The sequence below is a fragment of the Echinicola vietnamensis DSM 17526 genome, assembly GCF_000325705.1.
GTDB lineage: Bacteria > Bacteroidota > Bacteroidia > Cytophagales > Cyclobacteriaceae > Echinicola > Echinicola vietnamensis.
Genome location: NC_019904.1, coordinates 4757501 through 4776322, shown reverse-complemented (window position 1 = coordinate 4776322; position 18822 = coordinate 4757501). Strand labels below are relative to the sequence as shown.

The window sequence follows — 18822 nt, the reverse complement described above, 5'->3', positions numbered from 1 at the left end:
GCAGGGACGCCAATCAGCCAAGATTTGCATGTCTCTGCGAGAATTTTATTTGATCAAGCCCCGTGGTAGTGTACCGTACATCTTATGACTAAATACTCAACACTCAATACTCAATACTCAATACTGATTACTCAATACTAAATACTTGATACTTTTTAACCTACTCATTACTATCAACCTATTAAATAACCTATACTTATGAAGCGTTCTTTGTCCTTTAGCTTACTGATCATCTTAGCCTTGCATTTGGTGGGCTGTGGTGCTGTTTCGAAAGAGGAAGCAGGCTTATCCCGCTACGTCAATCCTTTTATTGGTACGGCACCTTTGACAGATCCAGCGCAGATTGGCTATACACCGCCAGAAGGATGGCGGGTCTGGGCTGGTTTGACCTATCCGGGGTCCTCTCTTCCCAATGCCATGGTGCAGCTGAGCCCCATCACCCAGTTTGGGTCTGGCGCAGGATATGAGTATGAGGATACCGAGATCATTGGATTTACCCATACCAACAAAGGACATTGGAATCTCTGTAATATTCCCATTTTACCGATCAGTGCCGATGCGAAGGCACCTTTCAAATCCACGTTTAGCCATGACCGGGAAAAGGCCTCTCCGGGGTATTATGAAGTTTACCTGGAGGATTATCAGGTAAAGGCAAGGCTGACCAGCACCTTACGTGCCGGCGTTCACGAGTACACTTTTGAAAACAATGAAGGCAGAACAATTCTCTTTGATTTGGCGAAGGCCAATAACGGAGTGTCCGACTGGGAAATTTCCAATCCTTCGGTCAGGACCCTGCAAGGTTTTCAGCGGGTGGGACGGGACAAGGTCCACTTTTATGTAACCCTCAGCCAAGATATAGCAGCGATGGACGTCATCCAGGAAGGCAGCAAAGAAGGCTATGCCAAAATCCAATTGGCCGATGGAAGTTCAGCTCCTGTCGTGCTTAAGATCGGTCTTTCATATGTCAGTGAAGCGAATGCAGCGGAAAACCTGCAGCAAGAAGTGGGAGACAAGTCCTTTGAAGACATCCATCAGTTGGCAGTAAAGACGTGGGACAAGCTCCTGGGGCATATCAAGGTGAAAGGGGGAAGCGACAAGGAAAAGACCCTGTTTTATACCTCACTTTACCGGTCCTTTCAGTGGCCTGCACTGCGCAGTGACGTGAATGGGCAATTCGCGGATGAACGTGGAAAAACCAAAAAAGCGGATTTTCGCTATTATACCTTGCCATCGCTTTGGGATACTTATCGTAACAAGGTGGTGCTGCTGAGCATCATGCAGCCAGCGGTGACGGCCGATGTGATCCAGTCCCTTGTCGAAAGGGGCACTCATTCAGGGTTTATCCCCACATTTTTTCATGGTGATCATGCGGCCCCTTTCATCACCGGGGCATACCGTAGGGGCATTACGGATTTTGAGGTAGAAAAGGCCTATGAATACCTGCTGAACAATGCCTACAAAGAAGGCGGCACCCGTCCGTATATCAAGGAGTACATCGAAAAAGGGTATATTTCCGATCCGGCAGTAGAAAATCCCCACGTAGAAACCAAGGCCAAAGCCGGGGTTTCCAAGACCTTGGAATTTGCTTATGACGATTATTCGCTGGCGCAGTTTGCCAAAGTCATGGGGGATAAAGAGCATTATGAAGACTTGATCAAGAGAGGGCAAAATTACAGGAATGTGTTTGACCCGTCGGTAAATTTTATGCGGGGAAGGTTGGAAAATGGGGATTGGATCAGCCCGTTCAACCCAACATATCCCTACTACGAATACATGTATCGTGAAGCCAATGCGTGGCAATTGTCCTTTTATGTGCCCCATGACATGACAGGCTTGGTGGAGCTTTACGGAGGAGCTGATCCGTTCGAAAAGAAATTGGATACCTTGTTTTCCAAACCATGGAACCCGGAGTACATTGCGCGGAATGTCAGTGGGTTTATGGGACAGTATTGCCATGGGAACCAGCCTGATCATGAAGCACCCTTTTCGTACTATTTTGTCGATAAACCTGAAAAATCCCAAGCGATAATCGACAAGTTATTGGCGGATTATTATGGTATTGGCGAGCATGGACTGGCACTATCAGGAATGGACGATGCCGGAGAAATGTCCTCCTGGTACACTTGGAATGCCATGGGGCTTTATCCGCTCAGTCCAGCAGATCCGGAGTATTTGGTGACCATACCAGTATTCGAGGAAGTGGAGTGGACCATGCCATCAGGGGAGAAATTGGTGATAACCAATCCCTCAGGAGGAAGAAGTTTGAAGGGGATTGAAGTTGATGGAAAGCAAATAGATGGTTATTTTGTGCCGCATGAGGTATTGGAGCGGGGAGGACAAGTGACTTTAATTACTGAATAAAACAACATGAGAGAGCATAAATCAATTGTATTAGGCGTAGACGTAGGAGGGTCCCACATTACGGTGGGGGTAGTGGATTTGACGACCCGCGCCATTGATAGGGAACGGCTGGTGCGTCACCCGGTAGATTCCAAGGGCAGCATGGAAGAAATTTTGGAAGCCTGGGCGGGAGCCATCGCCCCTTTTTGTGGCGAAGGAGTACGGTCTACTGTCCAAGTGGGCATTGCGATGCCCGGGCCATTTGATTACGATGCCGGTATTAGTTTTATTGACAGCACCCAAGACAAATATGAGGCGCTCTATGGAAAAAATGTAAAGGAGCTGCTGGCCAAGAAGCTGGGGATTTCCAATGCCCAAGTGCGGTTTAAGAATGATGCGGCCTGCTTATTACAAGGGGAACTCTTTGCTGGAATTGCGAAAGGGTATAAAAGGGCCATTGGCATGACCTTGGGAACAGGAGCGGGAACGGCCTATTATCACGGTACTGAAGCCCATGATGCAGCCCGTTGGGGAGAGGAGTTTGGAGACAGCATCGCAGAGGAATATTTTTCCTCCAGATGGTTTGCCAAGAAATACCTGGAAATAACGGGGAAAGACCTCAGCGGTGTAAAGGAGTTAGTGGACATGAAAGAGGAAAGCTGGGTGAAGGATATATTTGAAACGTTTGGCTGCAATTTGGGAAGGTTTTTAAGCAAATTTGCCTTTGAAGAACATGCTGAGATCATCGTGCTGGGAGGAAGTATTTCCCATGCATCGGATTTATTTCTTCCCGAGGCAAAAAAAGTCCTGGCGCAATCCCTCCCAAACGTTTCCATAAAAAAGAGTATATTGGGCGAAGAGTCAGCCCTTATCGGTGCGGCAAGCAGCTGGTATGAAGGATGAGGTTTAGTATCATGCAGCCAGACGAAAGCATCAAGATTGATGAGAGAAAATAGAACCAATAAGGAAGAGAAATTTTGTAACCTTCCAATTTCCCAACCTTTCAATAAAAACCCATGATGATCGTGCCTAAAATTAGCCTTGCCACCTTTTTAATGCTGATGACCTTTACTGCCGCTTTGGCCCAAAAGGCACTTAAAACGGAATACCTGATAGATCCGCTGGGCTTGGACACTTCGCGGCCAAGGTTGACCTGGCAGATGGATGATGACCGGCAGGGGGCAAAGCAAAGTGCATACCGTATACTGGTCACAAAAGACGGAGCAGGATCCGTGTGGAATAGCGGAAAAGTATCAAGTGACCGCCAGTTGGTAGCATATGACGGGAAAGCCTTAGAGCCTTTTGCTGCCTATTTTTGGACTGTGGAGGTGTGGGATCACGAGGGGAATTCCCTGGGAATCTCCAAAAAGGCACACTTTGAAATGGGCATGATGGATGAGGCCAATTGGCAAGGCGTATGGATTGGGGACGGCCAGGGAACTTCGGTAAAGCCAGCCCCTTATTTCCGGAAGGAATTCGCCATATCCAATCCCATTAAGAAAGCCACGGCCTATATCGCGGTAGGCGGGCTCTATGAGCTACGCATTAATGGTAAACGCATTGGGAATCATCGGCTGGATCCTGCTTACACCCGTTTTGACCGAAGGGTACTGTATGTGACGCACGATGTAACTGAGGCCCTCCAAAATGGCCAAAATGCCTTGGGGGTCTTATTGGGAAATGGCTGGTACAATCACCAGTCTACGGCCGTTTGGAATTTTCACCATGCACCATGGCGAAATCGCCCCACTTTTTGTCTGGACCTGCGGATTACCTATGAGGATGGTTCAGTGGAGACCATTCGCACGGAAAAGGGATGGAAGACTGCTTTAGGTCCAGTGATTTTTAATAGCATTTATACCGCAGAACATTATGATGCCCGAAAGGAGCAGCCTGGATGGGATAAGCCGGGTTTTGAGGCCGGTGATTGGAAAGAAGTGATTTATCGATCCGCACCAGCCAAGGAAATTACAGCGCAGGCCATGCCTCCCATTCGGTATAACGAAACGATTCCCGCAGCGACAATGGATAAGATCAATGATTCGACCTTTGTTTTCGACGTGGGCAGAAATATAGCAGGAATCAGTGAAATCAAGATCAAAGGTGAAGCGGGCACAGTTTTGCGTTTGAAGCATGGAGAGCGGCTTCACGAGGATGGACGAGTGGACATGTCCAATATCGATGTGCATTATCGTCCCACAGATGACGGCGACCCTTTCCAGACCGATATTTACATCTTGAGCGGGAGGGGTGAAGAGACTTTTAGCCCAAAGTTTAATTACAAGGGCTTTCAATATGTGGAAGTTACGGCAGATCGGCCTATTTCCCTTACCAAAGAAAATCTGACAGCCTATTTCATGCACAGTGATGTCGAACCGGTCGGTACCGTCAGTTCTGCGAACGCTACCTTAGATGGCATTTGGTGGGCCACAAACAATGCCTATTTGTCCAACCTTTTTGGCTATCCTACGGACTGCCCACAGCGGGAGAAAAATGGCTGGACAGGAGATGCGCATATCGCCATCGAAACGGGGTTATATTCATTTGACGCGATCAAGGTTTATGAAAAATGGTTGGATGACCATCGGGACGAGCAGCAGCCCAATGGAGTTTTGCCTTCCATTATCCCCACTTCCGGCTGGGGCTATGAATGGGGAAATGGACCGGATTGGACAAGTACCATTTGCTTGATACCATGGAATGTGTACTTGTTTTATGGCGATAAGCGTATCCTTGAAGAGAATTACAAGTCGATGAAGCGATATGTGGACCACCTTACGGCCATCAGTCCTGACGGGTTGACCGCTTGGGGTTTGGGAGATTGGGTTCCGGTAAAATCCAAATCTCCAGTGGAATACACTTCTTCTGCCTATTACCTTACTGATGCCAGGATTTTAGCCCAAACAGCTAAATTACTTGGTCATGAAGCCGAGGCAGAAAAGTACACTGAGTTGGCCAATAAGATCCGGACTGCCATTAATGAGAAGTACCTGAATCGGGAAAAAGCCGTTTATGGAAGTGGTTACCAGACAGAAATGAGTGTGGCATTACAGTGGGACATTGTTCCCGAAGAGCTAAGGGGCAAAGTGGCGGCAAACTTAGCCAAAAGGGTAGAAGCAGACGGATTCCACTTGGACGTGGGCTTACTCGGAACCAAGGCAATCCTCAATGCACTGAGTGATAATGGTTATCCTGATATCGCATATAAGGTAGCGGCTCAGGAAACCTATCCTTCATGGGGCTGGTGGATAGTTAATGGAGCTACCACCCTTTATGAAAACTGGAAGATCGATTCAGAGCATGACATTTCCATGAACCACATCATGTTTGGTGAAGTAGGGGCCTGGATATATAAGGCACTTGGAGGGATGAAGCCTGATCCGGAACATCCAGGCTTTAAGAATATCCTATTGGAACCACACTTTGTGGAGGGATTGGAGCATTTTGAGGCCAGTCATGATGGGCCTTACGGTAAAATCATTTCTTCTTGGAAACGAGATGAAACCGGTGCGGTACAATATACCGTTAGAATCCCAGCTAACACCACAGCTACGTTAATTTTACCAAAAGGCACGCGGTTTCTTAAGGGAGAATCACCTGCAAACGTTGAGGTATCGTTGCAAAAGACCGCTTATTCCATAAGCTCAGGAAGCTATCAATGGATCATCAAGTGAGTGACGACAAAGGGGAGGTGTTGATGATGAGTAGCCGGATTTTAAAACAGGTTTTGAGGTAAATGGCTGAAATATAATTTTGAGTTTTTGATAACCTGTGTAATTATTAGGGGTATTCCTTGTTTTTTATAAATCATTTATGTTCTTTTAAGAAAAGAAGGCTCTGCAGCCTTTTTTATTGAGTAAATAGCTAAACCGATTTAGTTTATTTATTAGTTTTTGTGATGACCATGAATAACCCAATAACCCTCGAACATACCGATTCCGATCTTGTAAAAAAGGTCAAAGAAAGCGACGAAGTAGCATATTATCATCTCTATGAACGATATGCTTCCAAGATCTATCATGTAAGCAGAAAGATGGAATTGTCACATCACGATGCGGAAGAGGTCGTTCAAGAGGTGTTTTTGTACCTATGGAAGAAGCGGAATGAACTAAGATCAGACCTGTCCATCAATGCTTATATTTTTTCTATTGTTCGGAGTTTGGTGATCAATCGATGTCAGAAAAAGGCACGTTTTACGGCCTTTCAGCAATATTCGGTTCCGATGAACAAGGATTTTTCCAACGTGACCGAGGATACGGTCATCTATCGGGACCTCCATGCCTATGCCTCGAAAGCCATTGATACCTTGCCCGTAAAACAACGTGAGGTGTTTATCATGAAAACGGTTAACCACATGACCGCAGAAGAAATCGCCGCCCAGCTCAACCTTTCTGTTCGAACCGTCGAAAATCAGCTTTATAGGGCCACCAAGTCCCTTCGCCATCGATTTAATGCTGCTGAAGAAGTTCCTTTTGGTCTTATTTTAATGCTGTTGGGTTTGATAAGTTAGGAGGAATGTGGAAATTACGGCATTGTGTTGACCAGTATTTCTTAACCCTTGCCCCGACCCATGCAGATAAAATACCTTTTAATCAGTTTGATAGGTTTGATGATGGCATCTTGCCAATCCGGCCCATCCACCGAGGACCAACTCGAAACACTTAGGAATCAGATCACCGCTCACCTTTCCGAGGTACAAGGTGATTTTGCTGTAGCCTTTAGATCCTTGGGATCAGACACCCTTTCGTTAATGATCAATGAGAAGGAGTCGTTTCATGCGGCCAGCACGATGAAGACCCCGGTAATGATTGAACTTTATAAGCAGGTGGCCTTGGGAAATATCTCTTTGGATGACTCGATTACGGTGGTGAATGAATTTAAGAGTATCGTAGATGGCAGTCCTTTCAGTATGGATTTATCTGTAGATAGTCAAGAGGGCCTGTACGGGAAAATAGGCCAGAAAAGCACCTACAAAGCGCTCAATTTTCAGATGATCACCATGAGCAGCAATTTAGCGACCAATATCCTCATCGATAAATTGGATGCGAAGAAGGTTACCCAGACCATGCGGGACTTAGGGGCGAAGGATATTGAAGTGCTCAGGGGGGTAGAGGACCTGAAAGCGTATGAACAAGGACTGAGCAATACCACCACGGCCTATGACCTGATGGTGATCATGGAAGCCATAGCAGCGGGAAAAGCAGTCAGTAAAGAAGCTTCAGCAGCAATGTTTGAGGTACTGAAAGCCCAGCATTTCAATGAGATAATTCCGGGCTTGCTTCCTGAAAATGTGACGGTGGCGCATAAAACGGGTTCCATTACGGGAGTTCGGCACGATTCTGGAATAGTAGAATTGCCATCTGGGGAACGATATGTGCTTGTATTGCTGTCCAAGAACCTCAAGGCACCTGAAAAGGGCATTCAAGTAATGGCCCAGATCAGTAAACTTATATATAAATTTGTGGAAAATAAGGAGGGGTGACTACGCTTAAACCTCCTTCAGAAAGCCTATTTAGACCTTATGTCCAGATAGGTTTTAATAAAACTAAGAGCAGATAAGTTAATTATTGTGTGGATGATTAAGCCTTTAGTCCCCCCTTATTTTCTGTATTTTGTTTTCTGATAAATGGTAGGATTTTTCATTTTGAATTATATAAAATGATTTTTGTACTTTTTAAAATGTTGTTAACAAAGATATTTTAAATTACTTGAAATCAAAATTATCCGTAATTGATTGTCGAATTAGAAGCTGAAAATATTTTTTGTTAGGGAATTTGTAAATTATATAGGCTTATTGTGCGGTAATCTGGTGATTATTAATGCTGGGTTTGAAGAAAATCCCTGAATGCTTCCGTATCAAAATTACTCATGCCTTCCTGTCTGAAAAGAATTTTTCCTTTAGGGCTGATCACCAAAGTGGTGGGAATAGAGGAATGTTTCAGGGAGGCATTGAGCCCGTAAGTGGCATGGACCACAGGAAAAGTAAAGCCTTGGGCTTTAATGTATTTTTCAGGTTTTTCAACTTCTTTGTCCAAGCTGACCATGAGAAAAGCGATGTCCTTTTGGTCTTTTAATTTTTCATATAAAGAAGCAATATGAGGCATTTCAGCCCGGCAAGGAGGACACCATGTGGCCCACAGGTTAATAAAAACCGTTTTGTCCCGGAAGTTTTGCATGTCCACGAGATTTCCCTCAAGGTCCGTAAATTTTACACTATAGTCGAAATCATTGCCCACTTCATAGCGCTTTTCCACATTCGGTTTGATGAGCCCAGTGGAGAGGATGATGGATTGGATTTTACCTACAATCGGCGCATACCATCCCATTACATAAAGTAAGGCGAATACCCCGAGTATCACGCTCCAGCTTTTTATTTCTTTCTTCCAATTCATTTTTCGGTATATTAGAAAGTGCTGTTGATTTGAAAATTAAGGTTTGTAACTTTTTTAGCGTACGGGAAGTGAAGTGCAAAGTTATGTTTTGATTTACAATCCTTTATTGTCCGTGGCCTTAATAAAACAGGATTCCCCTCAGAAAACTCTTCCAGAAGCTTTAAATTGCAGCTTATAACGCATGGCAATAGTAACCTAATTTTATGAATATCAACCATTATCTAAAAATAGCCGAGGAGCTAAATATCAGGCAGAAGCAAGTGTCTGATACAATTGAATTATTGGATGAAGGAGCTACTGTTCCCTTTATATCCAGGTATCGGAAGGAAGTGACCGGTTCACTCGACGAAGTACAGGTAGCTGCTATCCGTGATCGTGTACAGCAACTTCGCGATTTGGATAAAAGGAGAGAGGCGATATTAAAGTCCATTAAGGAACAGGAGAAGCTTACTCCAGAGCTGGAAGGTAAAATCAACGACGCCGAGACCATGGCAGCCTTGGAGGATTTATACCTTCCCTACAAGCCCAAAAGGCGGACCAAGGCGACCATCGCCCGTGAAAAGGGGCTGGAGCCGCTGGCGGAGAAAATTTTCGGACAGGAATCTTGTGACCTGGAAGAAGAAGCCAAAGCGTATATTGATGAGGAAAAGGAAGTGGGGAGTACAGAGGAAGCCTTGCAAGGAGCTAGGGACATCATTGCTGAATGGGTCAATGAAAATGCGGAGCTACGTAAAAAAATGCGGGACCTTTTCATCGAAGAAGGGAAGTTTGTGTCCAAGGTGATTCCAGGCAAGGAGGAAGAAGCGATCAAATATAAGGATTACTTCGAATGGTCGGAGCCCATCAAAACGGCACCATCCCACCGGGTATTGGCCATGCGAAGAGGGGAGAAAGAATTGTTTTTGATGCTGGATTCTTGCCCGGAAGAACTGGATGCTTTGGCGTTGATGGAGAAAATGACCGTCACGGCTCAAAACACCAGTTCCGAGCAAGTAAAGCTGGCCATAAAAGACTGCTATAAACGTTTGATGAAGCCTTCCATGGAAACAGAAGTAAGGCTGTACACCAAGAAAAAGGCAGACGAAGATGCCATTAAGGTCTTTGCGGAAAACTTGAGGCAATTACTCCTAGGGGCTCCTTTAGGCGAAAAATCAGTGATGGCCATCGATCCTGGCTTTAGGACAGGTTGTAAACTGGCTTGTCTTGGCCCACAGGGGCAGGTGTTGCACTATGATGCCATTTATCCCAATGAGCCTCAGCGCAAAAAGGCGGAGTCCGCAGCCTTGGTGAAGCACTTGGTGGAAAAGCATCAGGTGGAAGCCATTGCGATTGGAAATGGGACGGCCAGTAGGGAGACAGAGCAGTTTTTCAAATCCATTGGCTTGCCCCAGAATGTCTTGATCGTAATGGTAAATGAAAGTGGAGCCTCCATTTATTCGGCTTCTGAAGTGGCCCGGGAGGAATTTCCGGATCTAGACCTTACGATCAGGGGAGCGGTCTCCATTGGCCGCAGGCTGATGGATCCGTTGGCGGAATTGGTGAAGATTGACCCTAAATCCATCGGGGTAGGCCAATACCAGCACGATGTGGACCAATCTGCCCTTAAAAACTCCCTTGATGATACGGTCATGAGCTGTGTTAACGGGGTAGGGGTAGAAGTCAATACGGCTTCCAAGCAGCTGCTTACCTATGTCTCAGGATTGGGCCCGGCACTGGCACAAAACATCGTCAACTTCAGAAATGAAAACGGCCCTTTCAAAAGCCGTGAAGATATCCGTAAGGTGCCAAGATTGGGCGACAAGGCCTATGAGCAGGCGGCAGGTTTCCTCCGCATCCAAAATGCCCCCAATCCCCTGGACAGAAGTGCCGTGCACCCGGAGCGCTATGACCTTGTACAGCAAATGGCCACTGATTTGGGTTCCAATGTGTCAGACCTGATCAAAGACGAAGAGCTACGGTCTAAGGTGGTGTTGAAGAATTATGTCACGGAAACGGTAGGTTTGCCGACCTTGCAGGACATTATGGAGGAACTGGCCAAACCGGGAAGAGATCCCAGGGAGACCTTTGAAGTGTTCAGCTTCCAGGAAGGCGTAAATGAGATGAAAGACCTCAAGGTGGGCATGAAGCTGCCGGGCATCATTACCAATATCACAAACTTTGGAGCATTTGTGGATGTGGGCGTTCACCAAGATGGATTGGTGCACCTGAGCCACTTGGCGGACCGCTATATCTCCGATCCCAACGAGGTGGTCACCGTCAACCAAAAAGTAGAAGTTACCGTGATGGAGGTAGACCTGAACCGCAAGCGTATCGGACTGAGCATGAAATCCGCCCCATTTGCGGAGCGGAGCAAAGGAAAATCCGGTGGTGCCAAGCGTGAAAGAAGAAAAGAAAAGGAACCCGAAGGTGACCTGGCCGCCAAGCTGGCCATGCTGAAAGGGAAGTTTGGGAAGTGATAAAGCATAAGAGCAAGTAGTTTGTTCTTGACTTGTTACAGACTGAAAAGAGATTTCGATTTCTGACGATCTTAACTTAATAAGTTCTTACAATCAAACTATAGTCAAAATTTGAATATAAATTTTGACTATAGTTTTCAAAGTTCTCTTCTTTCAAAAAAATATCGAATAGCAATCATCTTGATGAGACAATGAAGTCATGAATAAGTCTATGATGGAGGTTAGAGATTCTACAGAATTATATTATGTAATTAGGCAATTTAGAACAAGAGTGTTCAATGAAGAAGAACTTAGTAAAGAACAAAGGTTACAGTTGCTGTCCATAGTTGAATATTCTTATGCATTGCATGAATATTTAGTAGAGGACGGTATTTCGGCTATTTCTACATTGGTGCCTACTTTGAAAGAAGCGGAATGAGATTATGCGAAAGTGATGACTGTGATAAAGAAAAAGGAGGTAGTTATAAGTTATCAAAAAAGGATGATTTGGAAGGGGGAGGAGGATGTTCTGTTAATTGGAGGAACGTTTGGGCGGGTGCAGTCGTTGGATTAGTAACGGGAGCGACGACAGGAGCCTATACTGAACCAACAGCAGGTACAGTGACTTTTCCAGTAGTAGGGGCTGTAACAGGAGGTGTTAGTGGGGGAGTTGTTGGAGGAGCAATAGGCTTTGTCACTGGGGGAGTTAGTGCCACAGCGGCTGAATTACTCACAACCTGAGTTCGATTAATAATTCCCCATAAATTGTCCGCCAAGAAACGTTCAAGCAAGAATAACACAAAAATTAATGTTAAAATTTATTTTATAAAAAAATTCACATATATAGATAATATTTTCTATGTATTTAATTAAAAACTATAATTAGAAACATAGAAAAAGCCATGTTTTTTCGTTATATTAAAGTGTTGAAGTTCAATACATTAACTACTAAAACATGACCTTAACTGACTCCAAAATTACCGAAATTTTCTATCTTATCGATGAATTCTGCATCCAATTTGAAAAATCCACTGAAAAACATATTCTTGGAAACAGGCCCAAGAGAAGGCCCAGAATGAGCCTGAGCGAAGTCATTACCATTATGGTGATGTTCCATACCGGGGGATTCCGAAACATGAAACACTTTTATCTCTATTTTATCAAAGTCCATAAAAAACACCTTTTCCCCCAGACCGTTTCCTACAACAGGTTTGTTGAACTGATGCAATCCGCCACCCTTCCGATGACTATATTCCTGAAAACCTGTTGTTTAGGAGAGGGGACAGGTATTGCGTTTATCGACTCAACTCCGATCAGGGTATGCAAAAACAAAAGGATAAAAAGGAACAAGGTTTTCAAAGATATTGCCCAGGTGGGCAAATCCACCATGGGATATTTCTTCGGCTTCAAGCTCCACCTGGTCATCAATGACAAAGGGGAGCTGTTAAACTTTGTGGTCACCCAGGCCAATGTTGATGACAGGGAGCCGCTTAGGAACAAAAGTTTCGTAAATAACCTAAAGGGGAAATTATATGCGGACAAAGGCTATGTTTCAAAGGATTTGACCGAATTGTTGTTTTCAGACGGGCTTCACCTAATTGCCAATATTAGGAATAATATGAAGAATGTCCTTATGGAAATGAAGGACAAAATCATGCTCAGAAAACGATCTGTTATTGAAACGGTAAATGATGAATTGAAAAACATGTGTCAGATCGAACATTCCAGGCACCGCTCTTTTGGAAATTTCATCACCAACATGATTTCAGGACTCATTGCCTACTCATTTTTCCCTAAAAAGCCCGCAATCAAATACCAAACAGTCCAAACTAACCAAATAGCCCTGTTTTAAAATCGAACTCAGGTTCACAAGTTGTGGAAGATAAAATTCTTGGTAGCTATGAAACTATTCATCAATAAAAAACATAAGGCCAGATTTTGGATATCATGGCTGGTCATGGCATTAATTTTTATGTGGTTAATGCCCTATGGATCATTTAATCCAACTATAATAGGGTTTTGGATGAGTGTTTTAACTGCGGGGATTATAGCAATCCTCACCTCAGTTTGTATTGCTTCTTTTAAAAAATAATGGGGGATCAGATTCAGTAATGTGTTTCTTGATATAAGAAAATTGAAATCACTTTGTTTTAGGAACCACATAGTTACATAAGGACACATAGCACAGCGAAGGCCCTATGTTGTCTATGTCCCTATGTGGTTCCACTACACTTGACGAAAGATCAATTATAGTTTAAAAATTGTACCGTGCACTAAATAGTGCAATCCTGCTTTCCCACTCCGCTCTGAATTCCTGGTAGAAATCATTGGATTGGTTGTAGCCACCGAAGTTTCGGGTATTGAAGACATCGCGGACACTAAGCGATAGCTGCAGTTTGTTGTCCATCAACTTTTTCAGTAAAGTGGCGTCCATGCTGTATCGAGCAAAATCCCGTCCTTGTGCTTCTACTTCAGGAGACTCATAATCACCCACCAGTTGAAGGGTAAAGGCATAAGGAAGGGTAAAATCAGTGGTGATTTTAGAATTCCAGGAGAACCCTTTGCTGACAAACTCCTCACCGACATTGGAGCCATCTACTTTGCTTTGGAAGAGCGAGACACTTCCATTGATGTTCCACCAGTCGGTCAGCTCGGCCATCCCGATAAATTCCAATCCATACGCTTGGCCTGTATTCAGGTTGGCTGGCTGTTGATAGGAAATGCCATCTTCCACCAAGGTGATATAGTCCAACACCCCATCGACATGTCTATAGAATAAGTTGGTGGTCAAGCTGGCCTTTTCCATGTTGATCATGTGTCCTACTTCCAACGAGTTGATCATTTCGGGTTGGAGGTTGGGATTACCTCTTCTAACGCTGAGGGAGTCGGTGATATCTGGAAAAGGATTAAGCCTCCAAGCAGTCGGTCTGTCGATTCTCCGGCTGTAGGTAAATTTCAGGCTGTTTTCCTCATTCAGCTTGTACAGGGCTTGGACACTGGGGAAGAGGTTCAGGTAATCCTGTTCGTTCAGTTCATTGGTGTTGTATAGCAATCCTTCCACATGGGTCTGTTCTGCCCTTGTCCCCAAGGAAATGTCCCACTTTTCTCCGGATCTGGAATAGATGAAATAGGCCGCGTGAATTTGGTCTTTGTAGAGAAAGTGATTGCTGATATCAGTATTTTCTACGAAGTCGTTTTCACTTTCTGACAACTGGTAATATTTGTAGTCGTTGTCAAATTTTCTAAAGGTTGATTTTAAACCCATTTCCAGTTTTACCCTTTCATTTACAGGATGGATATAGTCGGCTTGGATGACAGAGGTGTATCGTTTTTCATCCGTCAGTGCCCGTTCTTGACCATTAAGGTTTTCCGGTGTAGCTTCTGAAGTATTTCGGTAAATGTTGATGTTCTGGGTTTTGTACTGGTTCTGATAAGAGTTGTTTGCACTGATTTTCAATTCGCGGTTCTTATCATCAAACGTCCGCTCATAGATCAAGGCATTGTCATAGCCATCATCCGTTTCAGATTCGTTATTTTGCCTCACGTATTGGAGCAATAGGTCATCGGTTTCACTATCGGTCATTTTGGAATACAGGGAATTGTTTTCCGAGTCTTTCCCGGTGAAATATACCCCTTGATAGCTCAGGATGTTTTTGCCAAAGTAATAGTCAGCGCCATAATTAAAATTATGGTTTTGGCGCCTATCGCGATTATTTCCTTGTTGGTTGAGGAGTTCGTTGTCTTCATATACCTCTCGGAAAGTGGAGCGTTCACTCACCCCTTTCCAATCTCGGTAATTGTAACCTGCATACACATTGTACTTCGTAGTGGTATGGTTAAACCTGGCACCGGTATTTAGCCGGTTACGTGTGCCATAGGTTAGTTCCGCACCGCCGTGAGTACCCATGTCTTCACCACGTTTCAAGATGATGTTGATGACACCACCTTCGGCTTCGGCATCATAACGGGCATTTGGATTGTTCACGACTTTGATCTGCTCAATTGCGCTGGCCGGGATCTGATCGAGGTTTTGCGTTAGGGAAGAATTCCTGCCGTTTATCAGAATGTTGGTGCCGGAGCTGCCCCTAAGGGAAATAGAACCATCATCGGATACACTGATGGAAGGAGTATTCCTCAAAATGTCCAATAAGGTACCTCCAACATTGGCCAGGTTTTGTTCAGGCGTGATGACCAGTCCTTCGACATCAGTCCGCATGGGAATGGTGTTGGATTGGACGACCACTTCATCCAGCTGCTTTCCTTCAGAAGTCAGGGTGATTTTACCAAGGTTGCGGTCTTCGTTTATTTGAAGGTTTTCGATTTTTTTATTCTCATAACCGATCAAAAACACTTTGACATCATAAGTGCCGCTTTCCGTTCCGAGGGCGAAATCCCCGTTTTCATCAGATTGGGTATAGGTGATGGTTTCCTCACCACCAGCTTCAAAAAGTGCCACTTGAGCAAAAAGCAGGGGCTCATCATTCTCGCCATCCACAATTTTTCCAGAAACGGTCAACTGGGCAGATGCTATCAACGGCGATAGGCATAAAAATAAGAAAAGAATGTAGTTAAATGGTTTCATCGTTTGTCAGGTTTATACTAATGATAACCAAAATTAGGTTGGATGGGTTTAGGATTAAGGATGCTTTTGGATCAATGGGGAAATGAGCTGATTTGCGGTACCTATAAAGGTAGCAGGAGGGCGATAATCCATTGTTATACCGGAAAAATGGAGTTGCATGATGAAGGATGGAATTATTGTGACAATTAGCGTCATATATTAGTTGTTTATATGAACTTAATTTTGTTTATATTAGTAACATCAATAGATTAGCGGTTGTAATCGTAATCATAATAGACACTTAAGGCATATGGAAAAGTCTCCCAAAATCAGAATCGTAAGCAAGCTTCTTGCTTCTGGAAACCATCAGGTAAAATTCTTCGTAGAAGATGAAGTGCATCCACGTTATGGCTATTTGTTGGTTCATGGGGATCGGGCCGTTTCTGATGTTATCGAGGAAATCCGTGAGCGTATGGAATCGATGGAGCGATCGAAAATGGATTTAAACCGGTTTTCGTTTAAAAGCCAGTGGAGGGATGATCATAATTTTTATCTTTATAGTGCTTAACAATCACTAAAAATGCTACTAGGGAAAAACCTAAGATATTTAAGGAAGCAAAAGCAAATGACCCAAGAGAACCTATCGGATCAATTAGGGATCAAAAGGACGATGATTTCCGCTTATGAAGATGGGAGGTCTGAACCTAAATTGGCTACGCTGAAAGTAATAGGAGATATCCTCTCAGTTTCCATCGACGAATTGCTGTTTCATGATATTGAGGAAAAGGGGAGAAGAGCTTCCCAAAAACGGGACATCAAGGTGTTGACGGTATCACTGGATCAAGAGGAAAACGAAAATATCACGATGGTTCCCCAAAAAGCCTCGGCGGGCTACCTTAACGGTTATGCCGATCCAGAGTACATGCAGCAACTCCCGCAGTTCCATTTGCCCAATCTAGCCAAAAACACCACTTACCGTGCCTTTGAAATTAGCGGGGACAGTATGTTGCCCTTGCCGTCAGGGACGGTGATCGTGGGGGCATATATCGAGCAGCTTTCACAGATCAGAAGTGGTAAAACCTACATTCTTATTACGGCCTCAGAAGGTATTGTTTATAAAAGGGTCTTTAACTACCTTGATGAAAATGGCAAGCTGTTTTTGGTTTCAGATAACGACATGTATAAGCCTTATGAAATTCCCGGTGAAGAGGTAGAGGAAGTTTGGGAGGCCAAGGCCTTTATCAGTACGGATTTCCCTAATCCGAAGGATAAGAACAAGGCCGTCACATTAGAGGATTTGGCAGAAATGATTTCACAATTAAAATACAGCATTACGAAATCCGGTTAAGTTTGCCGGATTTTTTTATTGACCAGGTGAAGTGATCATGCATTGTTTTTTGGATCAAGCGGAAAAGCTGGGGACTGCCAGTTTTACTTATTGGCAAAACCACGGAAAAAAAACGTCACAAAGACATCAAGGCACCAAGTGCATGTTGGCTTTGGCGGCGTATCATTGCTCTGAAAACTAAATTCATCATCTGGTCCGCATTTGAAATGTGGACTGCAGAGAAGGGCATTTGTCATGCCCTCGCATAAAGACTTCATGATTATCACTTGATCACATTTTATCCATGGTATATTCTGAGGAGAGCTGAAACACAAGATATAAGGTGTTTTGTAGTTAGCATTATGTCTGATATACGCTCGAAAGCCAGAGGCTGTCTCATAAATAAATAATCTGTCATCACGAGCGGAGTGAAGTGATCTCGATGTGTTTGCATTGCACGTATGAGGAGATTGCTTCTTCCGATATCCATCGGAATCGAAATGACGAGGAGTTATGAGAAAAACTCGACACATTCTTAGCCATGGGTGAAGCTCATGGTAAAGTTGCCCATCCAACGTTTCCCGTTTTAGCGGCATGGGCCTAACTATTCCGCATAAATTCCCGCTAAAACCCATTCGAGCGGATAGCGGAAAACCATCGTTTTAGCGGTGTGAAATTTCCTTTAATAAAAACATGTCGAAAATCATCCCCCAGAAATATTACGTGATACTAAATCAAACGGTTAAAGAGTAGTTAATTGATTTGATGAAGAGGAGCAGTTGATTTTTTGTATCATTAACCAGGTCGAAAATAGGGTGGGAGGTATTTTCGTCTTTGATTTAGACCGATTCAATAAGTTATTTATCAAAAAAAATAAACAAAGAGCGAATATATGTTTAAAAATATTATATTTATGCTCTTAGATTTTGAATAATATGCTGAACAGATAAAAGGCAATGTAACCAGGTGATCAGCGTTCTTTTGATATTGATTATTTAAAGGGTGCATTTCGTTATATAAAATTAGGGAACAAAATTAAAGATATCATAAACTAAAACCTGAATAATGAAAAAGACAACACTGAGCATTTTCGCATTGGCCACATTGATGGCGGCTTGCGATGGCGAGAAAAAGGAGGGTGCAGTAGAAACAGAGGTTTCCGAGGTAAAGGCTTCCGATGTAGGAGCTGAAGCCAAGGACAATACCCTTACTGAAGATGAAAAATCTGCCGGATGGCAGCTGCTGTTTGATGGGCGAAGTGCCGAAGGGTGGAGAGGCTATGATGCTGAAGAGCTTCCTTCCGGGTGGATTATCGAAGATGGTAACTTTATTGCTTTAGGAAAAGGAGGAGATATCGGTGGAGATGTGGTTTACGGGTCTGAAGAGTTTGGAGAGTTTGAATTGATGGTAGACTGGAAAATAGCTGAAGGAGGAAACAGCGGTATATTCTATCATATCGTGGATGAATCTACCCATGAAGCTCCTTATAATACCGCTCCAGAATACCAAGTGATCGACCAGATTGGTTTTCCGCAGAAATTAGAAATGTGGCAATCCATCGGTGCGGATTACGGGATGTATACACCGGATTTTGAAGGAGCCGTAAAGCCGGCAGGAGAATGGAATACGACCAGGATCGTTTTTACTGAGGACAAAGCGGAGTATTATCTTAATGGTAAAATGACCGTTTCATTTGATCCTTGGTCTGAGGACTGGGAAAAGAGAAAATCAGAAGGAAAATGGAAGGACTATCCTGATTACGGTGTG

General features: G+C 44.0%; 15 protein-coding genes (1 of these 15 running past the window's edge). 13 read left to right on the top strand and 2 right to left on the bottom strand.

Features of this window, described 5'->3' with window-relative positions; translation table 11 throughout:
- Window positions 1–198 precede the first annotated feature (198 nt).
- The 5 genes from ECHVI_RS19380 to ECHVI_RS19360 all read left to right on the top strand — a co-directional run bounded on the left by ECHVI_RS19380 (window position 199) and on the right by ECHVI_RS19360 (window position 7822).
- Window positions 199–2361 (top strand): GH92 family glycosyl hydrolase, encoded by a 2163-nt coding sequence (locus tag ECHVI_RS19380; protein WP_015267728.1) that lies wholly within the window; start codon window positions 199–201, stop codon window positions 2359–2361.
- A gap of 6 nt (window positions 2362–2367) precedes the next feature.
- Window positions 2368–3243 (top strand): ROK family protein, encoded by an 876-nt coding sequence (locus tag ECHVI_RS19375; RefSeq protein WP_015267727.1) that lies wholly within the window; start codon window positions 2368–2370, stop codon window positions 3241–3243.
- Window positions 3244–3359: 116 nt separating this feature from the next.
- The gene (locus ECHVI_RS19370) at window positions 3360–6014 is read left to right on the top strand and encodes an alpha-L-rhamnosidase (protein WP_015267726.1); all 2655 of its coding nucleotides are present in this window, start codon (window positions 3360–3362) and stop codon (window positions 6012–6014) included.
- A 230-nt stretch (window positions 6015–6244) separates the two neighbouring features.
- Window positions 6245–6850 carry an RNA polymerase sigma factor gene (locus ECHVI_RS19365; protein ID WP_157501536.1) on the top strand — a complete coding sequence of 202 codons (606 nt, stop codon included), beginning with the start codon at window positions 6245–6247 and terminating at the stop codon, window positions 6848–6850.
- Between the two features lie 60 nt (window positions 6851–6910).
- Complete coding sequence (locus tag ECHVI_RS19360; protein WP_015267724.1) at window positions 6911–7822, top strand: serine hydrolase; 912 nt, start codon at window positions 6911–6913, stop codon at window positions 7820–7822.
- Window positions 7823–8156: 334 nt separating this feature from the next.
- Here ECHVI_RS19360 and ECHVI_RS19355 read toward each other — a convergent pair whose 3' ends face one another.
- A complete protein-coding gene (locus ECHVI_RS19355) occupies window positions 8157–8732 on the bottom strand; it encodes a TlpA family protein disulfide reductase (RefSeq protein WP_015267723.1) in 576 nt (191 codons plus the stop codon).
- 203 nt (window positions 8733–8935) lie between these two features.
- On the opposite strand from ECHVI_RS19355, the gene ECHVI_RS19350 reads away from it, so the two are divergent.
- The 5 genes from ECHVI_RS19350 to ECHVI_RS19330 all read left to right on the top strand — a co-directional run bounded on the left by ECHVI_RS19350 (window position 8936) and on the right by ECHVI_RS19330 (window position 13259).
- A complete protein-coding gene (locus ECHVI_RS19350) occupies window positions 8936–11188 on the top strand; it encodes a Tex family protein (RefSeq protein WP_015267722.1) in 2253 nt (750 codons plus the stop codon).
- Between the two features lie 199 nt (window positions 11189–11387).
- Window positions 11388–11606: a hypothetical protein gene (locus ECHVI_RS19345; protein WP_041738935.1), complete on the top strand. Its 219-nt coding sequence runs from the start codon at window positions 11388–11390 to the stop codon at window positions 11604–11606.
- Window positions 11603–11908, top strand: coding sequence for a hypothetical protein (locus ECHVI_RS23555; RefSeq protein ID WP_015267720.1), 306 nt, complete (start codon window positions 11603–11605; stop codon window positions 11906–11908). Before ECHVI_RS19345 ends, ECHVI_RS23555 begins: the two co-directional genes overlap by 4 nt.
- Window positions 11909–12122: 214 nt before the next feature.
- Window positions 12123–13019, top strand: a complete 897-nt coding sequence (locus ECHVI_RS19335; RefSeq protein ID WP_015264071.1) for an IS982 family transposase — start codon at window positions 12123–12125, stop codon at window positions 13017–13019.
- A 48-nt stretch (window positions 13020–13067) separates the two neighbouring features.
- Complete coding sequence (locus tag ECHVI_RS19330) at window positions 13068–13259, top strand: hypothetical protein (RefSeq protein WP_157501535.1); 192 nt, start codon at window positions 13068–13070, stop codon at window positions 13257–13259.
- A 162-nt stretch (window positions 13260–13421) separates the two neighbouring features.
- On the opposite strand, the gene ECHVI_RS19325 is transcribed toward ECHVI_RS19330, so the two are convergent.
- Window positions 13422–15749 (bottom strand): TonB-dependent receptor, encoded by a 2328-nt coding sequence (locus ECHVI_RS19325; RefSeq protein WP_015267719.1) that lies wholly within the window; start codon window positions 15747–15749, stop codon window positions 13422–13424.
- Window positions 15750–16038: 289 nt separating this feature from the next.
- On the opposite strand from ECHVI_RS19325, the gene ECHVI_RS19320 reads away from it, so the two are divergent.
- The 3 genes from ECHVI_RS19320 to ECHVI_RS19310 all read left to right on the top strand — a co-directional run.
- The gene (locus ECHVI_RS19320) at window positions 16039–16296 is read left to right on the top strand and encodes a hypothetical protein (RefSeq protein ID WP_015267717.1); all 258 of its coding nucleotides are present in this window, start codon (window positions 16039–16041) and stop codon (window positions 16294–16296) included.
- Between the two features lie 12 nt (window positions 16297–16308).
- Entirely contained in the window at window positions 16309–17076 is a 768-nt protein-coding gene (locus ECHVI_RS19315; RefSeq protein WP_015267716.1) for an XRE family transcriptional regulator, read from the top strand.
- Window positions 17077–18120: 1044 nt separating this feature from the next.
- Window positions 18121–18822: the 5' portion of a DUF1080 domain-containing protein gene (locus tag ECHVI_RS19310; RefSeq protein WP_015267714.1), read on the top strand. It continues 78 nt past the right edge of the window; 702 of the gene's 780 nt are visible here — the first part of the coding sequence; its start codon is at window positions 18121–18123; the stop codon falls past the right edge of the window.

Excerpts from the sequence above, each read along its gene's own strand:
- ECHVI_RS19345 (WP_041738935.1), top strand. The coding sequence starts at position 11,388 with ATGAATAAGTCTATGATGGAGGTTAGAGATTCTACAGAATTATATTAT.
- ECHVI_RS23555 (WP_015267720.1), top strand. The coding sequence starts at position 11,603 with ATGAGATTATGCGAAAGTGATGACTGTGATAAAGAAAAAGGAGGTAGT.
- ECHVI_RS19375 (WP_015267727.1), top strand. The coding sequence starts at position 2,368 with ATGAGAGAGCATAAATCAATTGTATTAGGCGTAGACGTAGGAGGGTCC.
- ECHVI_RS19315 (WP_015267716.1), top strand. The coding sequence starts at position 16,309 with ATGCTACTAGGGAAAAACCTAAGATATTTAAGGAAGCAAAAGCAAATG.
- ECHVI_RS19365 (WP_157501536.1), top strand. The coding sequence starts at position 6,245 with ATGAATAACCCAATAACCCTCGAACATACCGATTCCGATCTTGTAAAA.
- ECHVI_RS19355 (WP_015267723.1), bottom strand. The coding sequence starts at position 8,732 with ATGAATTGGAAGAAAGAAATAAAAAGCTGGAGCGTGATACTCGGGGTA.
- ECHVI_RS19370 (WP_015267726.1), top strand. The coding sequence starts at position 3,360 with ATGATCGTGCCTAAAATTAGCCTTGCCACCTTTTTAATGCTGATGACC.
- ECHVI_RS19350 (WP_015267722.1), top strand. The coding sequence starts at position 8,936 with ATGAATATCAACCATTATCTAAAAATAGCCGAGGAGCTAAATATCAGG.
- ECHVI_RS19320 (WP_015267717.1), top strand. The coding sequence starts at position 16,039 with ATGGAAAAGTCTCCCAAAATCAGAATCGTAAGCAAGCTTCTTGCTTCT.
- ECHVI_RS19330 (WP_157501535.1), top strand. The coding sequence starts at position 13,068 with ATGAAACTATTCATCAATAAAAAACATAAGGCCAGATTTTGGATATCA.
- ECHVI_RS19325 (WP_015267719.1), bottom strand. The coding sequence starts at position 15,749 with ATGAAACCATTTAACTACATTCTTTTCTTATTTTTATGCCTATCGCCG.
- ECHVI_RS19335 (WP_015264071.1), top strand. The coding sequence starts at position 12,123 with ATGACCTTAACTGACTCCAAAATTACCGAAATTTTCTATCTTATCGAT.
- ECHVI_RS19360 (WP_015267724.1), top strand. The coding sequence starts at position 6,911 with ATGCAGATAAAATACCTTTTAATCAGTTTGATAGGTTTGATGATGGCA.
- ECHVI_RS19380 (WP_015267728.1), top strand. The coding sequence starts at position 199 with ATGAAGCGTTCTTTGTCCTTTAGCTTACTGATCATCTTAGCCTTGCAT.